This is a genomic window from Natronorubrum halalkaliphilum (assembly GCF_009834785.1).
Taxonomy (GTDB): Archaea; Halobacteriota; Halobacteria; order Halobacteriales; family Natrialbaceae; genus Natronorubrum; species Natronorubrum halalkaliphilum.
In genome coordinates, this window is the sequence record NZ_WUYX01000015.1 from 30748 (window position 1) to 48758 (window position 18011).

Annotated in this window: 20 protein-coding genes; 9 read left to right on the forward strand and 11 right to left on the reverse strand. The window is 64.1% G+C overall.

All coding sequences use genetic code 11. From position 1 onward, the window contains the following. Positions 1-27: 27 nt before the first annotated feature. Positions 28-603 (reverse strand): diadenylate cyclase, encoded by a 576-nt coding sequence (locus tag GS429_RS03470; RefSeq protein WP_160062754.1) that lies wholly within the window; start codon positions 601-603, stop codon positions 28-30. A gap of 116 nt (positions 604-719) precedes the next feature. Here GS429_RS03470 and GS429_RS03475 point away from each other — a divergent pair, with 116 nt between their 5' ends. The 3 genes from GS429_RS03475 (at position 720) to GS429_RS03485 (ending at position 4035) form a co-directional block, all read left to right on the forward strand. After that, positions 720-2270 (forward strand): DUF790 family protein, encoded by a 1551-nt coding sequence (locus GS429_RS03475; protein WP_160062756.1) that lies wholly within the window; start codon positions 720-722, stop codon positions 2268-2270. Between the two features lie 317 nt (positions 2271-2587). After that, positions 2588-3037 (forward strand): response regulator, encoded by a 450-nt coding sequence (locus GS429_RS03480; protein WP_328821221.1) that lies wholly within the window; start codon positions 2588-2590, stop codon positions 3035-3037. Between the two features lie 71 nt (positions 3038-3108). After that, a complete protein-coding gene (locus GS429_RS03485; protein WP_160062758.1) occupies positions 3109-4035 on the forward strand; it encodes a VOC family protein in 927 nt (308 codons plus the stop codon). A gap of 38 nt (positions 4036-4073) precedes the next feature. Here GS429_RS03485 and GS429_RS03490 read toward each other — a convergent pair whose 3' ends face one another. The 3 genes from GS429_RS03490 to GS429_RS03500 all read right to left on the reverse strand — a co-directional run bounded on the left by GS429_RS03490 (position 4074) and on the right by GS429_RS03500 (position 6742). Next, positions 4074-5120 carry a DUF7972 family membrane protein gene (locus tag GS429_RS03490; protein ID WP_328821222.1) on the reverse strand — a complete coding sequence of 349 codons (1047 nt, stop codon included), beginning with the start codon at positions 5118-5120 and terminating at the stop codon, positions 4074-4076. Positions 5121-5324: 204 nt separating this feature from the next. After that, positions 5325-5834 carry a DUF7122 family protein gene (locus GS429_RS03495; protein ID WP_160062760.1) on the reverse strand — a complete coding sequence of 170 codons (510 nt, stop codon included), beginning with the start codon at positions 5832-5834 and terminating at the stop codon, positions 5325-5327. Next, positions 5834-6742 (reverse strand): RsmB/NOP family class I SAM-dependent RNA methyltransferase, encoded by a 909-nt coding sequence (locus GS429_RS03500; protein ID WP_160062762.1) that lies wholly within the window; start codon positions 6740-6742, stop codon positions 5834-5836. Before GS429_RS03500 ends, GS429_RS03495 begins: the two co-directional genes overlap by 1 nt. A 164-nt stretch (positions 6743-6906) precedes the next feature. On the opposite strand from GS429_RS03500, the gene GS429_RS03505 reads away from it, so the two are divergent. Continuing rightward, on the forward strand, positions 6907-7647 hold the full coding sequence (locus GS429_RS03505) for a proteasome assembly chaperone family protein (protein WP_160062764.1): 741 nt from the start codon (positions 6907-6909) through the stop codon (positions 7645-7647). A gap of 145 nt (positions 7648-7792) precedes the next feature. Further along, positions 7793-9169, forward strand: a complete 1377-nt coding sequence (locus tag GS429_RS03510; RefSeq protein WP_160062766.1) for a geranylgeranyl reductase family protein — start codon at positions 7793-7795, stop codon at positions 9167-9169. 106 nt (positions 9170-9275) lie between these two features. On the opposite strand, the gene GS429_RS03515 is transcribed toward GS429_RS03510, so the two are convergent. Next, complete coding sequence (locus tag GS429_RS03515; protein WP_160063032.1) at positions 9276-9902, reverse strand: trimeric intracellular cation channel family protein; 627 nt, start codon at positions 9900-9902, stop codon at positions 9276-9278. A 188-nt stretch (positions 9903-10090) separates the two neighbouring features. Here GS429_RS03515 and GS429_RS03520 point away from each other — a divergent pair, with 188 nt between their 5' ends. The 3 genes from GS429_RS03520 to GS429_RS03530 all read left to right on the forward strand — a co-directional run bounded on the left by GS429_RS03520 (position 10091) and on the right by GS429_RS03530 (position 12062). Continuing rightward, positions 10091-10933 (forward strand): aldo/keto reductase, encoded by an 843-nt coding sequence (locus GS429_RS03520; protein WP_160062768.1) that lies wholly within the window; start codon positions 10091-10093, stop codon positions 10931-10933. Between the two features lie 114 nt (positions 10934-11047). Next, the gene (locus tag GS429_RS03525; protein ID WP_160062770.1) at positions 11048-11797 is read left to right on the forward strand and encodes a hypothetical protein; all 750 of its coding nucleotides are present in this window, start codon (positions 11048-11050) and stop codon (positions 11795-11797) included. Between the two features lie 73 nt (positions 11798-11870). Beyond that, a complete protein-coding gene (locus GS429_RS03530; RefSeq protein WP_160062772.1) occupies positions 11871-12062 on the forward strand; it encodes a DUF7333 family protein in 192 nt (63 codons plus the stop codon). 36 nt (positions 12063-12098) lie between these two features. Here GS429_RS03530 and GS429_RS03535 read toward each other — a convergent pair whose 3' ends face one another. The 6 genes from GS429_RS03535 to GS429_RS03560 all read right to left on the reverse strand — a co-directional run bounded on the left by GS429_RS03535 (position 12099) and on the right by GS429_RS03560 (position 17538). Beyond that, positions 12099-13304: an AGE family epimerase/isomerase gene (locus tag GS429_RS03535; RefSeq protein WP_328821224.1), complete on the reverse strand. Its 1206-nt coding sequence runs from the start codon at positions 13302-13304 to the stop codon at positions 12099-12101. A 149-nt stretch (positions 13305-13453) separates the two neighbouring features. Next, the gene (locus tag GS429_RS03540) at positions 13454-14425 is read right to left on the reverse strand and encodes a phosphoadenosine phosphosulfate reductase family protein (RefSeq protein WP_160062774.1); all 972 of its coding nucleotides are present in this window, start codon (positions 14423-14425) and stop codon (positions 13454-13456) included. Between the two features lie 497 nt (positions 14426-14922). After that, positions 14923-15501 carry a DUF2150 family protein gene (locus GS429_RS03545; RefSeq protein WP_160062776.1) on the reverse strand — a complete coding sequence of 193 codons (579 nt, stop codon included), beginning with the start codon at positions 15499-15501 and terminating at the stop codon, positions 14923-14925. A gap of 76 nt (positions 15502-15577) precedes the next feature. Further along, positions 15578-16429 carry a TatD family hydrolase gene (locus tag GS429_RS03550; protein WP_160062778.1) on the reverse strand — a complete coding sequence of 284 codons (852 nt, stop codon included), beginning with the start codon at positions 16427-16429 and terminating at the stop codon, positions 15578-15580. A 498-nt stretch (positions 16430-16927) separates the two neighbouring features. Continuing rightward, on the reverse strand, positions 16928-17365 hold the full coding sequence (locus tag GS429_RS03555; RefSeq protein ID WP_160062780.1) for a transcription elongation factor Spt5: 438 nt from the start codon (positions 17363-17365) through the stop codon (positions 16928-16930). Beyond that, positions 17365-17538 (reverse strand): protein translocase SEC61 complex subunit gamma, encoded by a 174-nt coding sequence (locus GS429_RS03560; RefSeq protein ID WP_160062782.1) that lies wholly within the window; start codon positions 17536-17538, stop codon positions 17365-17367. The genes GS429_RS03555 and GS429_RS03560 overlap by 1 nt, the downstream gene beginning before the upstream one ends. A gap of 151 nt (positions 17539-17689) precedes the next feature. Between GS429_RS03560 and GS429_RS03565 the strand changes: the two genes are divergently transcribed. Beyond that, the gene (locus tag GS429_RS03565; protein ID WP_160062784.1) at positions 17690-17881 is read left to right on the forward strand and encodes a hypothetical protein; all 192 of its coding nucleotides are present in this window, start codon (positions 17690-17692) and stop codon (positions 17879-17881) included. Positions 17882-18011: the final 130 nt, after the last annotated feature.

Here is an 18011-nt window from a genome sequence, read left to right on the forward strand (position 1 = left end):
CGCCTCGAGTTCGCTTCGCGCGAGCCGTCACGAGTAGGCGTGGGGGTTCCACTCGCCCCCGAGCTCCGATCGTCTGTTGGTGTCGAACGAGCCGCCCTCGAAAATCGTGACGCGGCCGGTTTCCTCGCTCAGCGTCAGCGTCGATACGACGTTCGGTCGGCGGGACGTATCCAGCGCGCTCATGTGTCGCGACCCCATCCAGCCCTCGTACTCCGACTCCCTTTCGGTGACGCCCTCGAGTTCGCCGGGCATGAGATCGGTAAAGCGGACCATCTGCTCCTGGACGACGCCGTCGACGCTGACGACGAGTGCACCGTCCCGCGTCATCGCGACCTCCCGCGCCGTTTCGAAGAAGGTCTCGAGGTCCAGACAGACGTCGCGACACTCGTCGGTCGGCCACGTGTTGTTCCCCATCGGATCCGCGAAGTCGGCGATCGAGGGCCCGGTGACGACGGCGACGTACATTCCCGGTCCCGCAACGTACTGTTCGTTCCAGCGATCGAAGTTCAGACTGATCGACTCGAGGGAGTGGGTGAGACAGTCGATCAGCTCCTGGACCCCGTCGTGGGTTTCGTACGCGATCCGGAGGTCGGCATCGTCCATAACTGGCATTCGGCCCGACCCGCCGTAATCTCGGTGCCTGTAGGACATCGCGAAGCCGGTGGGTCCCCGGGCGGTAACGCGTTACTTTTGGGCGTCCCGCGCCGATTCGTAGCCGAATGCTGACGAAGGACCTGCTTCGCGTCTCGCGAGCCGGTGGCGGCTACCGTCCCCGGTTCGCCGGCCGCGAGCACCGCCCGCTCGCCGCCCGCGTCATCGGCACGTATCAGGGCCACGTCGGCGAATCACGATCGACGCTCGAGGACTCCCTGACCGAACTCGAGGCCGACGCGGAGGACTTCAAACTCGTCCGGGGCTTTGCCGCCTTGCTCGAGCGTGATGCAACGTTCGAGACCGACGCCACGGTCGACCCCGAACGCGCTCGACGAGCGGCGTTCGAAGCTGCCGAGGCGGTCGGCGTCGTCACCGACGACGAGCGGACGATGGCGCTCGTTCGCGCCGGCGAGTCCCTCGGCGTTTCGGCGGACGACCTCGAGTCGGCGCTATACGCCGACCTCGAGGAACGGGAGGTCCTCGCCGCCGTGGAACCGCGGTGGGATCCCGAGGAGCTACTCGGCCGGTACAACCTTTCGCTGACCCAGACGGCGCTGTTCGACGCGACCGAGCTGCGGATCCGCTCGAGCGATCCGAAAGCGCTGATCTCGGCGATCAAGCGACTCCGACTGATGTACGAGATACGGCGTCTGGACGACGATTCGACCGGATCCGACGGCGACGGTGGAATCGCCGAACGCGAGGTCGTCGTCACCGGCCCCACCCACCTCTTCCGAGCCACGCGGCGGTACGGCACCCGATTCGCACGGCTCCTGCGAACCGTCGCGAAGAGCGAGACGTGGTCCCTCGAGGCGACGATCGACGACCGCGGGACCGAGCACACGCTCGCCCTCACCCACGAGGATCCCGTTCGGGTCCCCGACGCCGAACCGATCGCCGACGTGAGCTTCGACAGCACCGTCGAGGCGGACTTTGCCGCCCGCTTTTCCGCGCTGAACCTCGAGTGGGACCTCGTGCGCGAACCCGAACCGCTCGCGACGGGGACGCGGGTGATGATCCCGGACTTCGCGTTCGACTACCACCACGCGGATTTCCGCGTCTACTTCGAGATCATGGGGTTCTGGACGCCCGAGTACGTCGAGAAGAAACTCGCCCAGCTCGAGGCCCTCGAGGACGTCGAACTGGTCGTCGCCGTCGACGAGTCGCTGGGCGTCGGCAAGGAAATCGCCGCGCGCGACGCTCGAGCGGTCCCTTACACCGGCTCCGTCCGCGTCAAAGCCGTCGTCGACGTCCTCCGGGAGTACGAACGCCAACTGGTCGCCGACAGCGCCGCCGCACTTCCCGACGAACTGCGGCCGGACGACGACGTCGTCTCGCTCGAGACCCTCGCCGACCGTCGCGGCGTGAGCGAGGATGCGCTAGCGGACGTGGTGTTTCCGGAGCACGAGCGGGTGGGCCGGACGCTGGTCCGGCCGGCGGTCCTCGAGTCGGTCGCCGACGACCTCGAGCCCGGGACGGACCTCGAGGCCGCCGAAGCCGTCCTCGAGGCGTCGAGCATCACCGACTCGAGTGCGATCCTCTCCGAACTCGGCTACCGCGTCGAGTGGGAGGGGCTTGCCGGGGGGACGCTCGTCGAACGCGAGTGCGGCGAGTAGCGGTCCCGCGTAACGCCGCGGTGAGACGCCACAGTCGTCCGGAGGATTCACTCGTCGGTGGTGTGGGCTCGGTGTCCCCACACGCCCTGCGCTGGCAGTCCGCGGTGGGCGACGACGTCGGTCGCCGAACCGGACGAAATAGACCGAATGCAAACAATCGTTCTTCGATCGGTCTCGTCGTAGAGAGTTTGTGATTAGTTCGCCGGTTCCGTAGCCCGTGCCGGTCGATAATCGATCCTGAAAAACACTCTCAAACCAATGTTATTAGTGAATAGCCTTAACCCCCTGAGGTTGCAGGGACGATACGTACACCAGACGTGATCGACTCCTGCACTACCGAACCGGTACAGATCCTGCTCGTCGAGGACAACCCCGGCGACGTTCGCCTGATTCAGGAAGCGTTCAGAGACGCGACCGTCGAGGCGACGTTTCATACGGTACGCGACGGCGATGCCGCCCTCGAGTTTCTGCGTGAGCAGCAGTCCGAACGAGCCTCGACGCTGGATCTGATGCTCCTCGATCTCAACCTCCCGCGAACGGGCGGCTTCGAGGTGCTCGAGACGATCGAGAGCGATCCCGATCTCACCGCGCCGCCCGTGCTCGTCCTCACGAGTTCCCGGTCGAGGGACGACATCGCCAGAAGCTACGATCTGAGCGCCAACGCGTATCTCACCAAGCCGAGCGATCCCGACGAGTTCGCCGAACTGGGGCGAGCGGTCGAAGCCTTCTGGTTCAACGAGGCGACGCTACCGCCGGCGTCGAGTTGATCGTCTGTGGCGGCTCGGACGGGAGACCGGACGCCCCCAGCGTTATTCCGGCCGATGACGTACGATCGTGCATGCCCGAGGACATCCCCGGAATCCACCACGTCACGGCCATCGCGAGCGATCCGCAGCGCAACTTCGAGTTCTACACGGAGACGCTCGGCCTGCGACTCGTCAAACAAAGCATCAATCAGGACGACGTCTCGGTCTATCACCTGTTTTACGCGGACCACGAGGGGACGCCGGGTACGAGCATGACCTTCTTCCCCTACACCGACGCCCGACGCGGTCAGGTCGGCGCGGGCCAGGCGAACGCAGTGTCGTTTCTCGTCCCGGACGGCTCGATCGACTACTGGCGTGGCCGACTCGAGGACGCGGGTGCCGAGCCCGACGAGCCGCGGGACCGGTTCGGTGACACCGTCCTCCCGTTTACCGACCCTGACGGGCTGCCGCTGGAGTTAGTCGCTCGAACGGACGCTCCGCCCGCGAACCTCCCGGAGAGCCAGGTTCCCCACGCCCACGCGATTCGCGGCTTCTTCGGCGTGACGCTCTCGCTGACCAGCAGCGACCGGACCGGCGACCTGCTCAAAGCGATGGGGTATCGCCAGACCGACCGCGACGGAACGCGAAAGCGCTACGAGGCCGACGGCGAACTGGGCTACGTCGTCGACGTTCTCGAGGATCCGCAGGCCCGGCGCGGAATCCCGGGCGCCGGAACCGTCCACCACGTCGCGTTTCGGGTGACCGAGGACGAGCAGCCTGCGTGGCGCGACCTGTTGATCGACCGCGATCTCAGACCGACGGAGGTGATCGACCGAAAGTGGTTCAAATCGGTTTACGCCCGCGAACACGGTACCGTCCTCTTCGAGTACGCGACCGCTGAACCGGGCTACACCGTCGACGAGGACCTCGATTCGCTGGGCGAACGGCTCGTCCTCCCCGAGTGGTTCGAGGACCGTCGCGAGGAGATCGAAGCCGGGCTGCCGGAGCTGTCTCCCTGATGTCCTGACCCCTCGTCTCCGTCTCTCGTCGGTCCCACTCAGGACGACTCCATGATCTCGGTCTCTTCCTGTGGCAGCTCCTGTTGGAGGACGAACGGCCCGAAATCCGCGGCCGTACGTCGGGCGATAGTCGCGATTCGGAGGACGTAGACGAGCAGAACCGCGAACGGACTGAACAGGGCTGTAATGGTCGCGCTCACGACCAGCGCGTAGACGGACGCATGCAGCCCCATCGCCAGCAAATTCCCGTACGCGACGATGATGAACGCGCCGCCCAGCAGGGTCGGAAACCCGACGTACAGCAGAATCTTCGACAGGTCGGCGAGCTCCTGTTGCATGTACACCGTCTTGAAGTACTGCCGGGCGATGTGGATGTCGCCGAGCAGTTCCTCGAGCCGTTCGAGTTGCCCGTCCGCGGCGTCCGAGAGGTCGTCGCGATGGCCTTCCCGGAGTTGCCGGACGATCTGTAACTGCCACGGGTCGTTGTAGTGGAGGATCACGGAGATGACGGTAAACGAGCCGAACGTGGTCCCCTCGAGCGTCCGGATCGCGTCCCGATCCCGCGGCTCGGTCCGGGAAACGAACGAATCGACTCGCGACTGCAGATCCTCGGGGCCGTCGCGGCAGACGGTCTGTAACCCCTGTGCAGTCCGGCGTTTCGACTCGATCAGCACGCGGAGAAACGCCGACGGTTCCGCGGGAGTCGGTCGATAGCCGGTGTGGTTTTCGATCCGCTGTCGATACTCGCGGGTCTCCTCGAGTCGCTCGAAGAACGCGCCCGTCGAGCCGAACTCTTCCGAGAGAATAAGCTGGTTGATCGCGAGGACGACGGTGATAAAGGGGAGCATGCCGCCGACGAGCGCCGCACTGGTGGCCGTGATATCGGCCTCTTCGGCGGGCGTGATCAGCCCGCCGCGGATGAGCAGCAGCGACGCGGCGAAGACGGCGACGAGGAGAAGTCCGGAGAGCACTCGACGGTCGCCGTACAGGAACGTCCAGCGGACGAACTCCTCGGCGTTGAGCCGTTCGAAGACGGACGTATCGTCCAGCGACGCGCTCGGTGGCTCCTCCTCTTCAACGTCCACCGTGATCACTCGCGATGCGACTCACGTCGTGTTCCTAGTGGAACCCTATCGGCAAAACACTCCTGCCGGCAACTGGAGTCAGCCCTGCAAATCGCCGACCGTCACTGCCACAGCTACTGCTCGTCACTGCACGCCCGATCGCACAGCCGTCGTTCGAACGCCGAAATCGTTGCAGTGCGAGAACCGAGGGGCTGCGGCGACCCGCTACAACTCGCGCTGACGTCCCTTCGGCACCACCGAGCGCAGTTCGCCGTGGACGTAGAGTCCGATCCCCAGCGGCTCGAGTTCGCCCCCGATTTCGTGGGCGCCGATGAGATACCCCCAGTCGCCGTCCCACCAGTCGAGTTCCTGGTCCTCGCCCGCCGCGAACCGGCGGGCCTGCTCGCGGTCGAGTTCGATCACGCAATCACTCGCGTGCCGGCCAAAGCGCTGGGCGAAGTCCGTCGTCGGCTTCCAGTGTTCCTGTCGAGTTCGGAGACAGGTCATGCCGATGGCTTCGATCTCGAGGGGCGTCGGCGCCTCGCCGGCGTAGATCCAGATCTTTCCCGCGCCCTTCTCCCAGAAGGTGTAGTCGTCGAACGTTTCCGGTGGAATACCGAACCGCTCGTCGAAGTAATCGACGACCGCCTCGCGGGTGGCTCGGCCTTCGACGGTTCGCTCCGCGTCCGTCGCGGGGAGCCGGTCGAAGCGCTGGCCGTCGTTTTCGTCGCTCATCAGGCGGTCACCTCCAGTTTCGCGACGAAGAAACCGCCGGTGTCGTTCTGGTGGGGATAGATTCTGGCCGCCCGCTCGAGGCTCGAGTCGAACGTCTCGTCGTCCCACTCGGCGAGTCCCGGCGAGTAGTCGAGACCGAGATCGAAGTCGACGACGCGACAGGGTTCGTTCTCGAGGGCGTGCTGGACCACGGCCTCGTTCTCCTCGGGGGCGAAGGTACACGTCGAGTAGACGACGGTGCCGTCCTCGCGGGTGGCCTGGATCGCTCGTCGCAGAATCCCCTTCTGGATTCCTGCGACGGAGCTGATGTGGTCTTCCGTCCAGTTGTCGAGCGCGTCGGGGTTCTTCCGAATCGTCCCCTCGCAGGAACAGGGAGCGTCGACCAACGTTCGATCGAACGCGTCGAACGAAAACCGCTTCAGCGAGTAGTTGCGCGCGTCGTCGTTTGTTACCGCCAGACTCGTTGCGCCGAGTCGCTCCGCGTTGAATCGTAGCGCCGAGATACGCCCGAGATTGTTGTCGTTCGCGACGACGGTCCCGCGGTCGTTCATCAGCGCCGCGATCTGGGTCGCTTTCCCTCCCGGTGCGGCACAACAGTCCCAGACTCGCTCGCCGGGCTGGGGGTCGAGGACAACCGGCGGCACCGCTGAGACTTCCTCCTGCCCATGGGTGAAGCCGTGAAACGACGTCCACGTCGAGCCCGGCGAATCGGTCTCGAGGCGGAGTACTCGCGGGTTCCAGTCGGCCTGTTCGTAGGCGACGCCGTCGTCGGCGAGGGCCGCGAGCGTTCGCTCGACCGACGCCTTGATCGTGTTCACGCGGACGGCGTTGCCGAGCGGCCGCTCGCAGGCGGCCAGAAACGCCTCGAAATCGTCGACGATGGGTCGATACCGCTCGAGTGGCTCCATTGGCCGCGAGTTCGCGTGCCCGGCGTTTGTGGGTTTCGAAGCGACGGCGGCGACGGCCAGTCGAGCCTCGACGGCGACTGTGGGAATCCTCGAGTGAGACTACCGCCGGATCGCTCGAACGCGCTGCCACGGCCTTTATGCTATTCTCGCCCGTCGATACGGACATGACAGGTATCCAGCTCCAGGGGCCGGAAGCGGCGTTCGACGACCCCACGCTCGTCGAGGGGTTTCCCGGACTCGGTCTCGTCGGCAAGATCGCGACCGATCATCTCGTCAACGAACTCGATATGCGCTACTACGCCAGCGTCGACTGCGAGGGACTCCCTCGGATCAGCGTCTACCGCGGCGACGATCCGACGGCCCGACCGCCGGTACGGATCTACGCCAGCGAAGCGCACGACCTGCTCGCACTCCAGAGCGACGCCCCGATCTCCGCCGAGGCCATCGACTCGGTCGCCAACTGTCTGACGAGTTGGATCACCTCTCGGGACGCGACGCCGATCTATCTCAGCGGTCTCCCCGCAGAACGTGACGGAACCCCGGCACTCTACGGCGTCGGGACCGGTGACACCGGTGAGGTACTCGCGTCCCACGACATCGCCGGCCCACCCGAAGACGGCGTCGTTACCGGCCCGACGGGTGCACTTCTCAACCGCGCGGCCCACCGCGACTACGATAGCATCGGACTCGTCGTCGAATCGAGCCCGAAGTTTCCCGACCCCGAGGCCGCGAGCGTGCTCCTCGAGCAGGGGATCGCGCCGATCGCGGACCTCGAGGTCGACGTACAGGACCTGATCGACCACGCGGCGGAGATCAAAGAGAAGCGAGAGCAGTTCGCCCAACAGATGCAACAGATGGGTCAGGAGGAGAGTTCGCAGGCACAGCCGCTCCGGATGTATCAGTAATCGTGTGTCTGCCACCGATCCCGAAAGAGACCATCTCGCGTATTCGGCACTGATAATCTACACGCCGGCCGAATTACGTTGTCGTTTCGGCGACAAAACATTTTCCACGTATTTTTTATTCTCCAACTGTTCAGGAGGTACAGAGATGACTACCGCTACGGAATCGTACGACATGGTCGTCGTCGGCGGCGGCACGGGTGGCTGTTTCGCCGCGGCGACCGCCGCCCGAGAGGGACTCGACGTCGTCCTTCTCGAGCGCAAGAGCGAGGACGAGGGGGGATACATCGCCTGTGGCGACGGGATCAAGGGGAAGAGCACGTTCCCCGACGTCATCGATCGCGATCGGCTCAGAGACGAGGCGTTTACCAACGAAGGGATCACGCGCGGCGTCTTCGAGAACCCACAGACCGGGGAATCGATCGATATCCCGTTCAATCAGACCGGCGCGGTCGTCGACCGCTACGAGTACGGCCAGATACTGCTCGACGAGACCGGTCGGGCTGGCGTCGACATCCACTACGACACCGTCGTGAACGATGTCGTCCAGCCGAACGGGACCGTCGAGGGCGTGACCGCCGTCAGGGACGGCGACCCGCTCGAGTACGAATCCGAACTCGTCATCGACGCCGCGGGCGCGCTGTCGGTACTACAGGACAAGACGGACCTCTCGACGTCCACGTTCGACACGAACGTCAACTACTCGCAATTCTGCTCGGCGTACCGGGAGGTGCTCGAGGTTCCCGAACCGGTCGACTGGGACGATGCGCTCGTGTTCAAACCGACCGAGGAGCTGGGCTATCTCTGGTACTTTCCGCGGTCTTCCACGGAGATCAACGCCGGCCTGGGATTTCAGATGACCCAGGAACCGGTCGAGCTCGTCGACGTGCTCAAAGACGATATCGCGAACCGGGCGGAGTTCGCCGGTGCGACGGTCAAGAACAAACTCGGCGCGGCCCTCCCGACGCGGCGCCCCTACGATTCGGCGGTCCATCCGGGCTACATGGCTGTCGGCGACGCTGCCGCCCACGTTAATCCCTGTACCGGCGGCGGGATTCCCGGGGCCGCGAAGGCAGGCCACTGGGCGGCGGAAATCGCGGCCGAAGCGATTTCGGACGGCGACGTCGGCGAAGCAACGCTCTGGGAGTACAACCGCCGCGTCCAGACCGACTTCGGCAAGCGCTTCGCCGCGATGGATCTCTACAACATCTTCGGTACGGCCCACGAACTGGACGAACTCGTCTCGATCATCACGTCCATCCCCGGTCAGCAACTCGTCGACGCCATCGGAAAGACCGGGACCGCGAACATGAGCCTGGGGCTCAAACTCAAGACGCTCGTCGAGACGTTCGGTCACTGGGATACTCTCTACGAACTCTACAAAATCCAGAACGCGGCGACCTCGCTCAAAGACGTCTACGACAGCTATCCCGACGACCCCGACCACTTCGCGGCCTGGCAGTCCGAGCGCGACGGCGTGATGGACCGGGTCTACGACATCACCGGTGCGGATCCGAAGTATTAGTTCAATTTCACTTTCGGAGGCGATACGCTGTATACGTACGCCGTTTTCGAGGCGATTCACTCCTCGAGCCCGCCTGTAGAGGTGTGCAACGGGGCGAGGCGCTCGGTCACTGATCCCTGCGGAACGGTCCGTACGCGAGTCGAAGCGTCTGTGCCGTCGGGAGCGTCCAACCGCGGGCGACCGCGGCCAGCCGCGTTCCGACCGTGACGGCCGCACACGCGACTGCGGCGACGCTACCGGAAGCACCGACGGTCACCACGAGCCAGTAGGACCCCCCGCCCAGCACGGCACAACTCGCGTAGAAATCCTCGAAGAGGATGAACGGCGACCGATCGAGCAGGATATCGGCGACCGCGCCGCCGCCGACGGCGTTGATCGTCGCGATGGCGACGACGCCGAAACTCGAGAGGCCGGTCTCGGTTGCCACGATGGCGCCGGTCGTCGCGAACGCGGCGAGCCCGATGGCGTCCGAGACGAGCGTGATCGGATGGTCATCCGGCGATTCGAGGACGAGGTGGAGTCCGATCGCCAGCCCAACGCCGAGCAGTCCGAGCGCGATTTCGCTGATATCGCTGAGTGCCAGCGGAATGCGGTTAACGAGAAGGTCGCGGGTCACCCCGCCGGCGAACGCCGTCGCGAGGCCGACGACAGCGATGCCGAACAGGTCGAACTCCTCTCGGATGGCCTTGCTCGCGCCGACGAGCGCGAACGCGACGAGGCCGATCGCGTTCATCGCAACGAACGGATCACCGACGGCGAACAACAGCGTATCGAGCTCCTGAGCCACTGGGTATCCCGACGGCGGGGGTACCCTTGAGCGCTACGAAGCGACGGCCGAGTTCGCAACTCGAGACCGTCGGATACCCCGAATCGCTCACCGCAATCGCAACCCATTTTCGCGTTCTGGCACTTGGTCTCCACATGGGAACCGAAGACGCCGACGCCGTCGCACCGGGAACGTGTCCGACCGCCAACAGCATGCCGATGCTGGGACTCGGCACCTGGCAGAACGACGATCCGGACCAGTGTGCCGAGACCGTTCGGACGGCCCTCGAGATGGGCTACCGACACATCGACACAGCCCAGATGTACGACAACGAGGCGGCCGTCGGCGAGGGCATCGAACGGGCCGACGTCGACCGCGAGGACGTCTTCCTCGCGACCAAGATCAAACCCGCGAATCTGGGCCACGATGACGTCCTCGAGACGGCCCGCGAGAGTCTCGATCGGCTCGGCGTCGACTCGGTCGACCTGCTGTACGTCCACTGGCCGGCCCGCGCGTACGACCCTGAGGAGACCCTTTCGGCCTTTTCGGAACTGTACGACGAGGGCCTGATCGACAACGTCGGCGTCAGTAATTTCCTGCCCGAACAGATCGAGGAGGCGATCGATATCTGTGACGCGCCGATTCTGGCGAATCAGGTCGAACTCCATCCGATGTTACAACAGCCCGACCTCCGAGCGGCCTGCGAGAACTACGACGTCGAAGTCGTCGCGTACTCGCCGATCGCCCGCGGCGAGGTATTCGACCAGCCCGAACTCCGGGACGTCGCGGCAAAACACGACGTCAGCGAGGCCCGGGTCAGTCTCGCCTGGCTGCGCGAGAAGGGGGTCACCGCGATTCCGAAGGCGACCGGCGAGGACCACCTCGGCGACAATTTCGCGTCGCTGACGCTCGAGTTAGACCGGGAAGATATCAACGCGATCGATAGTATCGACAGCGCGAGTCGCGAGGTTGACCCGGACTTTGCGCCCTGGAACTGACGCCTGCTCCGCGGTAGCCGACGGCTAACGCCGACCGTCGCCGGCGACCGGATACATGTCGACGCTCGGGAAAAAGCAGGAAAGTTTACGGTACACCGGCTTTTTGGCTCGCGTATGTCCACCCGCACACGACACGGTGGCGGTGGTGGCGTCGTCGGCGCGATCAGGGCCGACGTACAGCGGTTACACGGTGCCTGGATGGAGCTCGTCTTTCCACGTCAACGTGGCCGCGGCCACTCCGTCATGGGGAAGTGGAAGCCCGAGAGCCTCCCCCAGAAGATCGGCTATCACAGCTGGAGTATTCTCGGTCTATTCGGCTTGCTACTCCTCTATCCGCTTACTGTCATCGGTTTTGGTACCCGCTACTACGCGGCGAAACTCGACTCGACGCGAACCCGACTCGGCATCGTCGGCGTCACCGCTATTGCGGTCGTCGTCTGGGGCACGCTAACGGTCATCGCTCACCTCCGACTGCCCACCGAGGCCGTCATCGCCATCGCCGCGGCCAGCGGCGTCGCAACGATTTCGACCGCCCTCGCCGCCGTCTTCTCGAAGTTCGGCGGTCGGTTGACCTCGGTCCTGTTTGCCTACCCGTTCGCGATGACGGCACTCTTCTTGCCCCCCGTCGTGGCCGCACTCGTCACGCCGTCGCTCGAGGCCGTCATTCTCGAGCCCAGCTACGACTTCGCGGTCTGGGTGCTGGACAACGTGCTCCACGTCGGCGGTATCAACGAGTTCCTGCGGACGAACTACCAACTCGAGGGCGCGGCCTACGCGGCGATGTGGGTCGGCATCTCGTTCCCGGTCGGTTGGTTCCTCGGGATCGTGATCGCGCTGGCGAATCTCGTTCGACCGTCGCAGTAAGCCGTTGCTGAACGTTTCTGAACCGACTGCCGATTTCCGAGCGCATTAGGTGTCCGATTCCCAACAGCCACGCATGGAGTTCGACCTTCCAAAGACGGTAGCCGCGTTTCTCGTCGTGATCGCCCTCGGCGTCGGCGGCATGATCGCGTCGGACATGATGGCAACGGACACGATTCTGATGATGGTCGCGCCGTCGATGGTGCTGTTCGGCGCGATCATGCTCGCGATCGGCGTCCAATACGGCGAGCATCGCGCGACCAACTGATCGGATTCCTCGATCGATCCGTTTCGGACGCTGCACTCACGACGAGCGGCCGCTGAACGCAACCGGCGTATCCTCGAGCGCTCGTATCGCCAGCCAGCAGTTGGTCAGCGGGTGGTAGCCGGGCTCGACCGCGGGCCCGTGGTTCGGTCCGTCCCGCTCGTGATCGCGCGCGAGGCGTGCGTACCAGTTGCCGTATCGCGGATTGATCAGGTGCTCGTGAGCGTACGTCCAGAGCCGGTCGTACCACTCGAGGTAGTCAGGATCCGTCCGGCCCAACAACGCGCTCGCACCGATCCCTTCGGTGTGGACCCAGCCGTACTTGTCGGGAACGATCGGCTCGCCGTCGCCTTTGACTGTGTAGTAACAGCCGCCGTACTCGTCGTCCCAGCCGAGGTCGACGGCGGCGTCGAACAGGTCGTACGCGCGCTCGAGCAACCACTGTTCGGATCGATGGTCGGCGAGCAACGCCAGGAGCTTCGCCCACTCGGCGTGGTGTCCGGGCTGGTAACCCGGCGGCCGGAACTGGTGGCGCGGACTGTCCTTGTTGTACGACAGCTCCGGCTCCCAGGACTCGGTGTAGTGCTCCCAAAGGAGGCCGTCCGTCGCGCTCGTCACCCCGCGAGTAAACCGATCCGCGACCGTGTACGCTCGCTCGAGATACCGCCGTTCGCCCGTGGCTTCGTACGTCGCGATCAGCGCCTCGCAGGCGTGCATATTGGCGTTCTGGCCGCGGTAGGACGATAGCTCCCAGTCAGCCGTCGCCTGGTCGGCGTAGAGTCCGCTGCCGGGCTCCCAGAATCGCTCCTCGAGGACCCGAAACGCTCGATCGAGTTCGTCGCGTGCGCCCGAAATCCCCGCTTGCAGCGCTCGAGCAGCGGCCAGCAGGACGAACGCGTGGCCGTAGCAGTAGCGCGTCCAGTCGGTGGTCGTCCGCCCCTCGAGCAGCCAGTCGTACCCCTCGCGTTCGTCGTCCCAGTGGACGGTCGAGAGGAATCGCAGCCCGTGTTCAGCCGCGTACGCACACCAGTGTGGGCCGTCCGCGATCACGCCCAGACTGAAGTTGTGAACGCCTCTCGCCGTCGCGACGAGATGTTTGGTCCGGGCGTCGTAGACGTGGCCGTCGCGCTCGTCGAGCTGTGCGACGTAGCCGCCGACGGACGTGTCGATACAAGCAGGGTAGTAGAAGTTCAGCACGTCCCTGAACTGGTGGCGAAGGGCCGCTCGCGTCCGATAGATGGTCACTGTTACGTGGCGACTCCACGCATGACCACATAGCGGTTCGGGAGGCTCGATGCTCGCCGTCGAAACCGAATCGCAGAACGAAACGGGCGATCGAATCGCCCGACGGTTGCGTAACCGCGACGGGCCGAGTTCGTACCGTTATCCCGGCGTTACATGTAACCGAGGTCGCGCAGGCGCTCCATCAGGTCCTCCTTGTCCTGGGCGCGGCCCGCGCGCTCGGTCGTTCCCTCGAGATCCTGTAGCCATGCGGGTTCCTCTTCGCTCTTTTCGGTGCTGATCTCGCTGCCCAGCGAGCGGAAGCCGGCGAAGTACTTCGGCGAGATCGGGATGTCCTCCTGGTCGACGCCCTCCGGGAGGTCGTCGTCGGACTGCGGGACGTAGCCGTCGTCGGGGAACTCGGCGACGGTGTCCGGCACCACGAAGTTCCAGAAGGCCTCCCAGACGGCGGCCTCGTCGAACTGCAGGATGGGCTGGATGCGGTCGTGGGGCGGGTAGATATCGGGGTCGTGACGCGGCGAGAAGAACGTCTCGTCGGCGCGGGCCTCCTGTTCGTCCCAGCGGACGCCGCTGATGACGCCGTCGATGTCGTACTCCTCGAGCGCGTCGTTGAGCGCGACCGTCTTGAGCAGGTGGTTCCCGACGTAGGTGTCGAGCAGGAATGGAAACTCGTCTTCCTCGTACTCGAGGATTTCGCGGACGTGGTGCTGGTTGTGCTCGGAGAGGTCCTCGATTGCGATCTCGTCGCCGGGGGTCAGTCCCTGCTCGTCGACGATTTCGCCGACGTCCTCGTTGCGCGCGTAGTAGACCTCGAGATCCCACTCGTCGGCCCAGTGGTCGACGAAGTCGTGGATTTCGTCGAAGTGCTGGTAGTGATCGATGAAGACCGCCGGCGGAACCTCGAGGTCGAAGCGCTCGGCGACCTCCTTGATGAAGTACAGCGTGAGCGTCGAATCCTTGCCGCCGGTCCACATTACGGCCGGATTTTCGTACTCCTCGAGGCCCTCGCGAGTGACCTCGATCGCCTTCTCGATTCTGTCCTGAATGTGGGGGTAGTCCTCTGGCTCCTCGCCGTCACCATCGTCGTAATCGACGTCGACGTAGTCGGGGAAGTTCTCCGTCATGTGGTGTAATTAGATATAATTACCTCATTTAAACCGTTTGGGGGAGCGGAAACGTCTGTCGGAAGCTGGGACGGAGCACCGACGCTAGTGGTCGGGCTCGGGGATAACGGACCGAGGCGAAGAAGTACTCGATAGACGCCGAAACGGCCGTTGTCGGCGACGTGTCGACTGAGGCTGACAGCACAGGCAAAAACGGAGCGGTCTCGACCATGCGAAACGATCACACTACGGCCGGTACCGAGACAGGATTCAGCGAGTCGTCAGGCGACGAGATGTGGACAATATTGCCGCAGACAAAACAAAGGATCGCCGCTTGCGACAATACGTTCGACGAATCGGACCGGACAGACGGACACTCACCGGTCCCGTCCCAGTTCGAGATTCCCGTTCCTCGAGTAGGGGTGTGGTCCGTTCGAACGAAAGTTCCCTAACCGCGTCGGCGTCGGTGTCGGCGTCAGCGGTCCAAAAGCGACTCCTCGCTTTTGCTACCGGTACTGCTACTCGTCTTCTTCGACGACTTCGGGATCGCTCATCGCGCTCTGGAGACTGTCGAGTCCGTTGATCCACTCCGTGACGAGGCCGTACTCGAGGTCCTCGGCCACGGCCATATCGAGTTCCTCGCCGTCGATGATCAGCGTCCCCGCCTGGGCGGCGTAGCCGAGTGCGGCGTCGAGATCCTCCTCGGCTTCGGCGTCGGCCGCCGCGCCGAGATAATCTCCGACGCTCCCTTCCTCTGCGGGGCCGCCAGCGATGTACTCCTCGGCGGCAAAGAAGACGCAGACGAGACTCGTCTGGACGCCGTCGACGAGAATCAGTTTCTCTTCGTCTTCGATATCGACTTCCCCGAGAACGATTTCGCGAACGTCGTTGATCTTCTCCAAGGCTTCCTCTTGCTCTAGTTCCCCGTCGTCGTAGGCAGCCACGATCTTCGCGATCGCGATCGCCGTGTCGTCCTGCAGATTGAGCAGGAGCCGGGCCGAATCTTCGTCTTCCGGATCGATCTCTTCGTCTTTGATGCGGCCGATCCAGTTCTGCCAGCGTTCCTCCGAGTAAAACTCGGTCGGGGGATTGCTCATACAGACACCTACACCGGCCGCTTGAAATGCCTTTCTCTACCTGTACGCCGATCCTACCGAATGCGTATCGCCCGTTTTAGGCCCGCTCAAGGGTGTCTTCCGTGTCGATCCCGTACACGAACTCCGGGGTTTCAACGTGGGCAGTGCGGACCGCCGCCTCGTATCCGTTCTCGAGCAACCAGTCGACCCGCCGGGGAACCGTCTTGGGTCCCAGGACGGCCCCCGGCCGGTCGGGATCGTCGATGTAGTCGGTCTCCATCAGAAACGGCTCGCCCCGTTCGGCGGCCGTCTCGAGGCGATCCTTCTCGCTCATCACGCTCGGTATCGGGCCCTTGAGGCGGCCGCCCGCGTAGTGTTTGACGACCTTGTGGGACGGCAGCCCGACGGCTTCGGCCCACTCCGTTACCTCGGACAGGTCCTCGCTGGCCTCGGCGTGCAGTTGGACGGCACAGTCGAGGTCGCTCGCGCGTTCGAAAGCGCGTCGCATGACGGCGTTCGAAGCGTCCCAGACGGCGTCGTCGACGTCGTAGTGTGGCCGACCGGATTTCAGCGCCAGCGCGTCGCCGGCCTCGACGTACTCGGCCGCGACGTCGATCCCTGCCTGCATTAGCTCGCGCGCCTCGTCGGGGGTGAAGCCCCTGTCGTCGACCAGTCGCGAAACGAGGCCGGGGTGGACGCCGAGTACGGGCCAGGCCCGTCCCTCGAGTTCGCTCGAGGCGTCCGCGACGATTTCGATGGTGCGCTCGAAGACGGGCCGGAAGTCCTCGCCGGACTCGGCTTCGACGTCTAGGTGCCAGGAGGGTTTGTTTATGACGAGCAGGTGGGTGCCGCCCAGCCGAGCGAAGTCACGAACCGCGTCGATGCCGCGGTGGTTGTCCGGGTCGAGGTGGAGGTGATTGTCGAGAACCGGCGTCTCGTCGTCGATCATACCCGTCAGTGAGTGGGCCGGGCGGGAAAAATCTCCGACTCCGATCCGGTTCCGATTCCGATTCGACTTCAACGTGGACTTGGACTTCGGCTCCGGTTCCGATCTCGGACTCGAGTCCGTTACCCCCTCACTCACCGTCTCGTGGTGCGGGCAGCATCACGGAGAACGCGCCGTTCGCGTTCATCGGTTCTGGCTTCATACGGATTGCTGTAACTATGTATCGCCGATCGCCGACCCCGTTCTGGTGATCGGCGGTAATTGACTACAGTAAACCGTATCAGAGCAGAAAACTGATTGTCCGTCCAGAACCAGGCGTGGGCCAATTCTGGACAGGGGGGAGCCACATTGTAACGCTGAACCGTCACTTAAATCGGAACCGTCGCGCACCGAGCTGTTACCCGTCGGGTAGCCTCGCCGAGCGCCGACCAGCCAGCTCACAAAATGTAACATAAAAGGCTCGCCGCTCCGCCGCTGACTCCGCGTCGGGTGGTCGACGAACTACCGTTCGTCGCTGTCGAGCACGCGAATCTGGTCGCCCCGGACCGTCACCGGAATCGGAACCGTCGCCTCGTACAGTTCGACGGTTACCTGATCTTTGCCTTCGTCGATACGCTGGACCTGAGCCTTCTCGCCCTTGAACGGACCGGCGATGAGTTCGACGATGTCGCCCTCGGCGATCCCCTCGACGTCCGGCTTGGGCGAGAGGAAGTGCTCGACCTCCGAAATGTCGGAGTTGCCGGGTACGATACTCCGGGCGTGGGGAATATCCTCGAGCACGCGCTCGAGAATCGCGTTGTCCTCCGCTTCGACCATCACGTAGGAGGTCAGCGAGTCGGGGGCGAGCGCGGCGTGAATCTCCGACTCCTCGCGGTTGATGATCATATCCGCGACGGTTCGCTCCTGACTCGCGGTGGTCTTGACGGCGTAAATACCCATTAGAAACCACCGGTCAGGAGGAGCATGATGCCGCCGATGAGGAAGCCCATCAGCCCGATCAGTAACACTCCTGCACCAGCGATCTTCGACACCTGAAGGAACTCCTCGGTCGTGGGTGTCGTTGCCATCTTTAACACCCGAACGTACGAGGTCAGGTCGTACGGAACGTCCATATCTGTTTGTTCAGAACGCAGCGTCTTTTATCTGTCTTTCGTGTCCGCCGAGGCGTGGCGGGGGCACCACTGGACGACCGATTCGAGAGGAACCCGACGTTGCACTCGACGGCCCGGCGGTCAAACCGCTCGAGGACGAATCGCACGTATCATGGCCGAAGACGATTCTGACAGAGCAAACGAGCACGAGGCGGAACGGGAGGCCGAAATCGAGGACGAACTCGAGCGGGTCGATCAGGATCCAGATCAGGTCGACGACGGTGACGGCGACCTCGGGACCCAGAACGCGCCTCGCGAGGACGAAGAAGAGCTCGATGATCTAGAGGAGGCGGAAGAAGCCTGAAGCCTGAACGCAGAAGCCAGAAACCCGACGCCGACGGGCCGGGGTCCACCCGCGCCGACTCCCTTTTGTCGCGCTCGACGATCCGATCTAGCCAGCGGTTCGAACGTATCTGAGAGGGCGGCACGCAGTC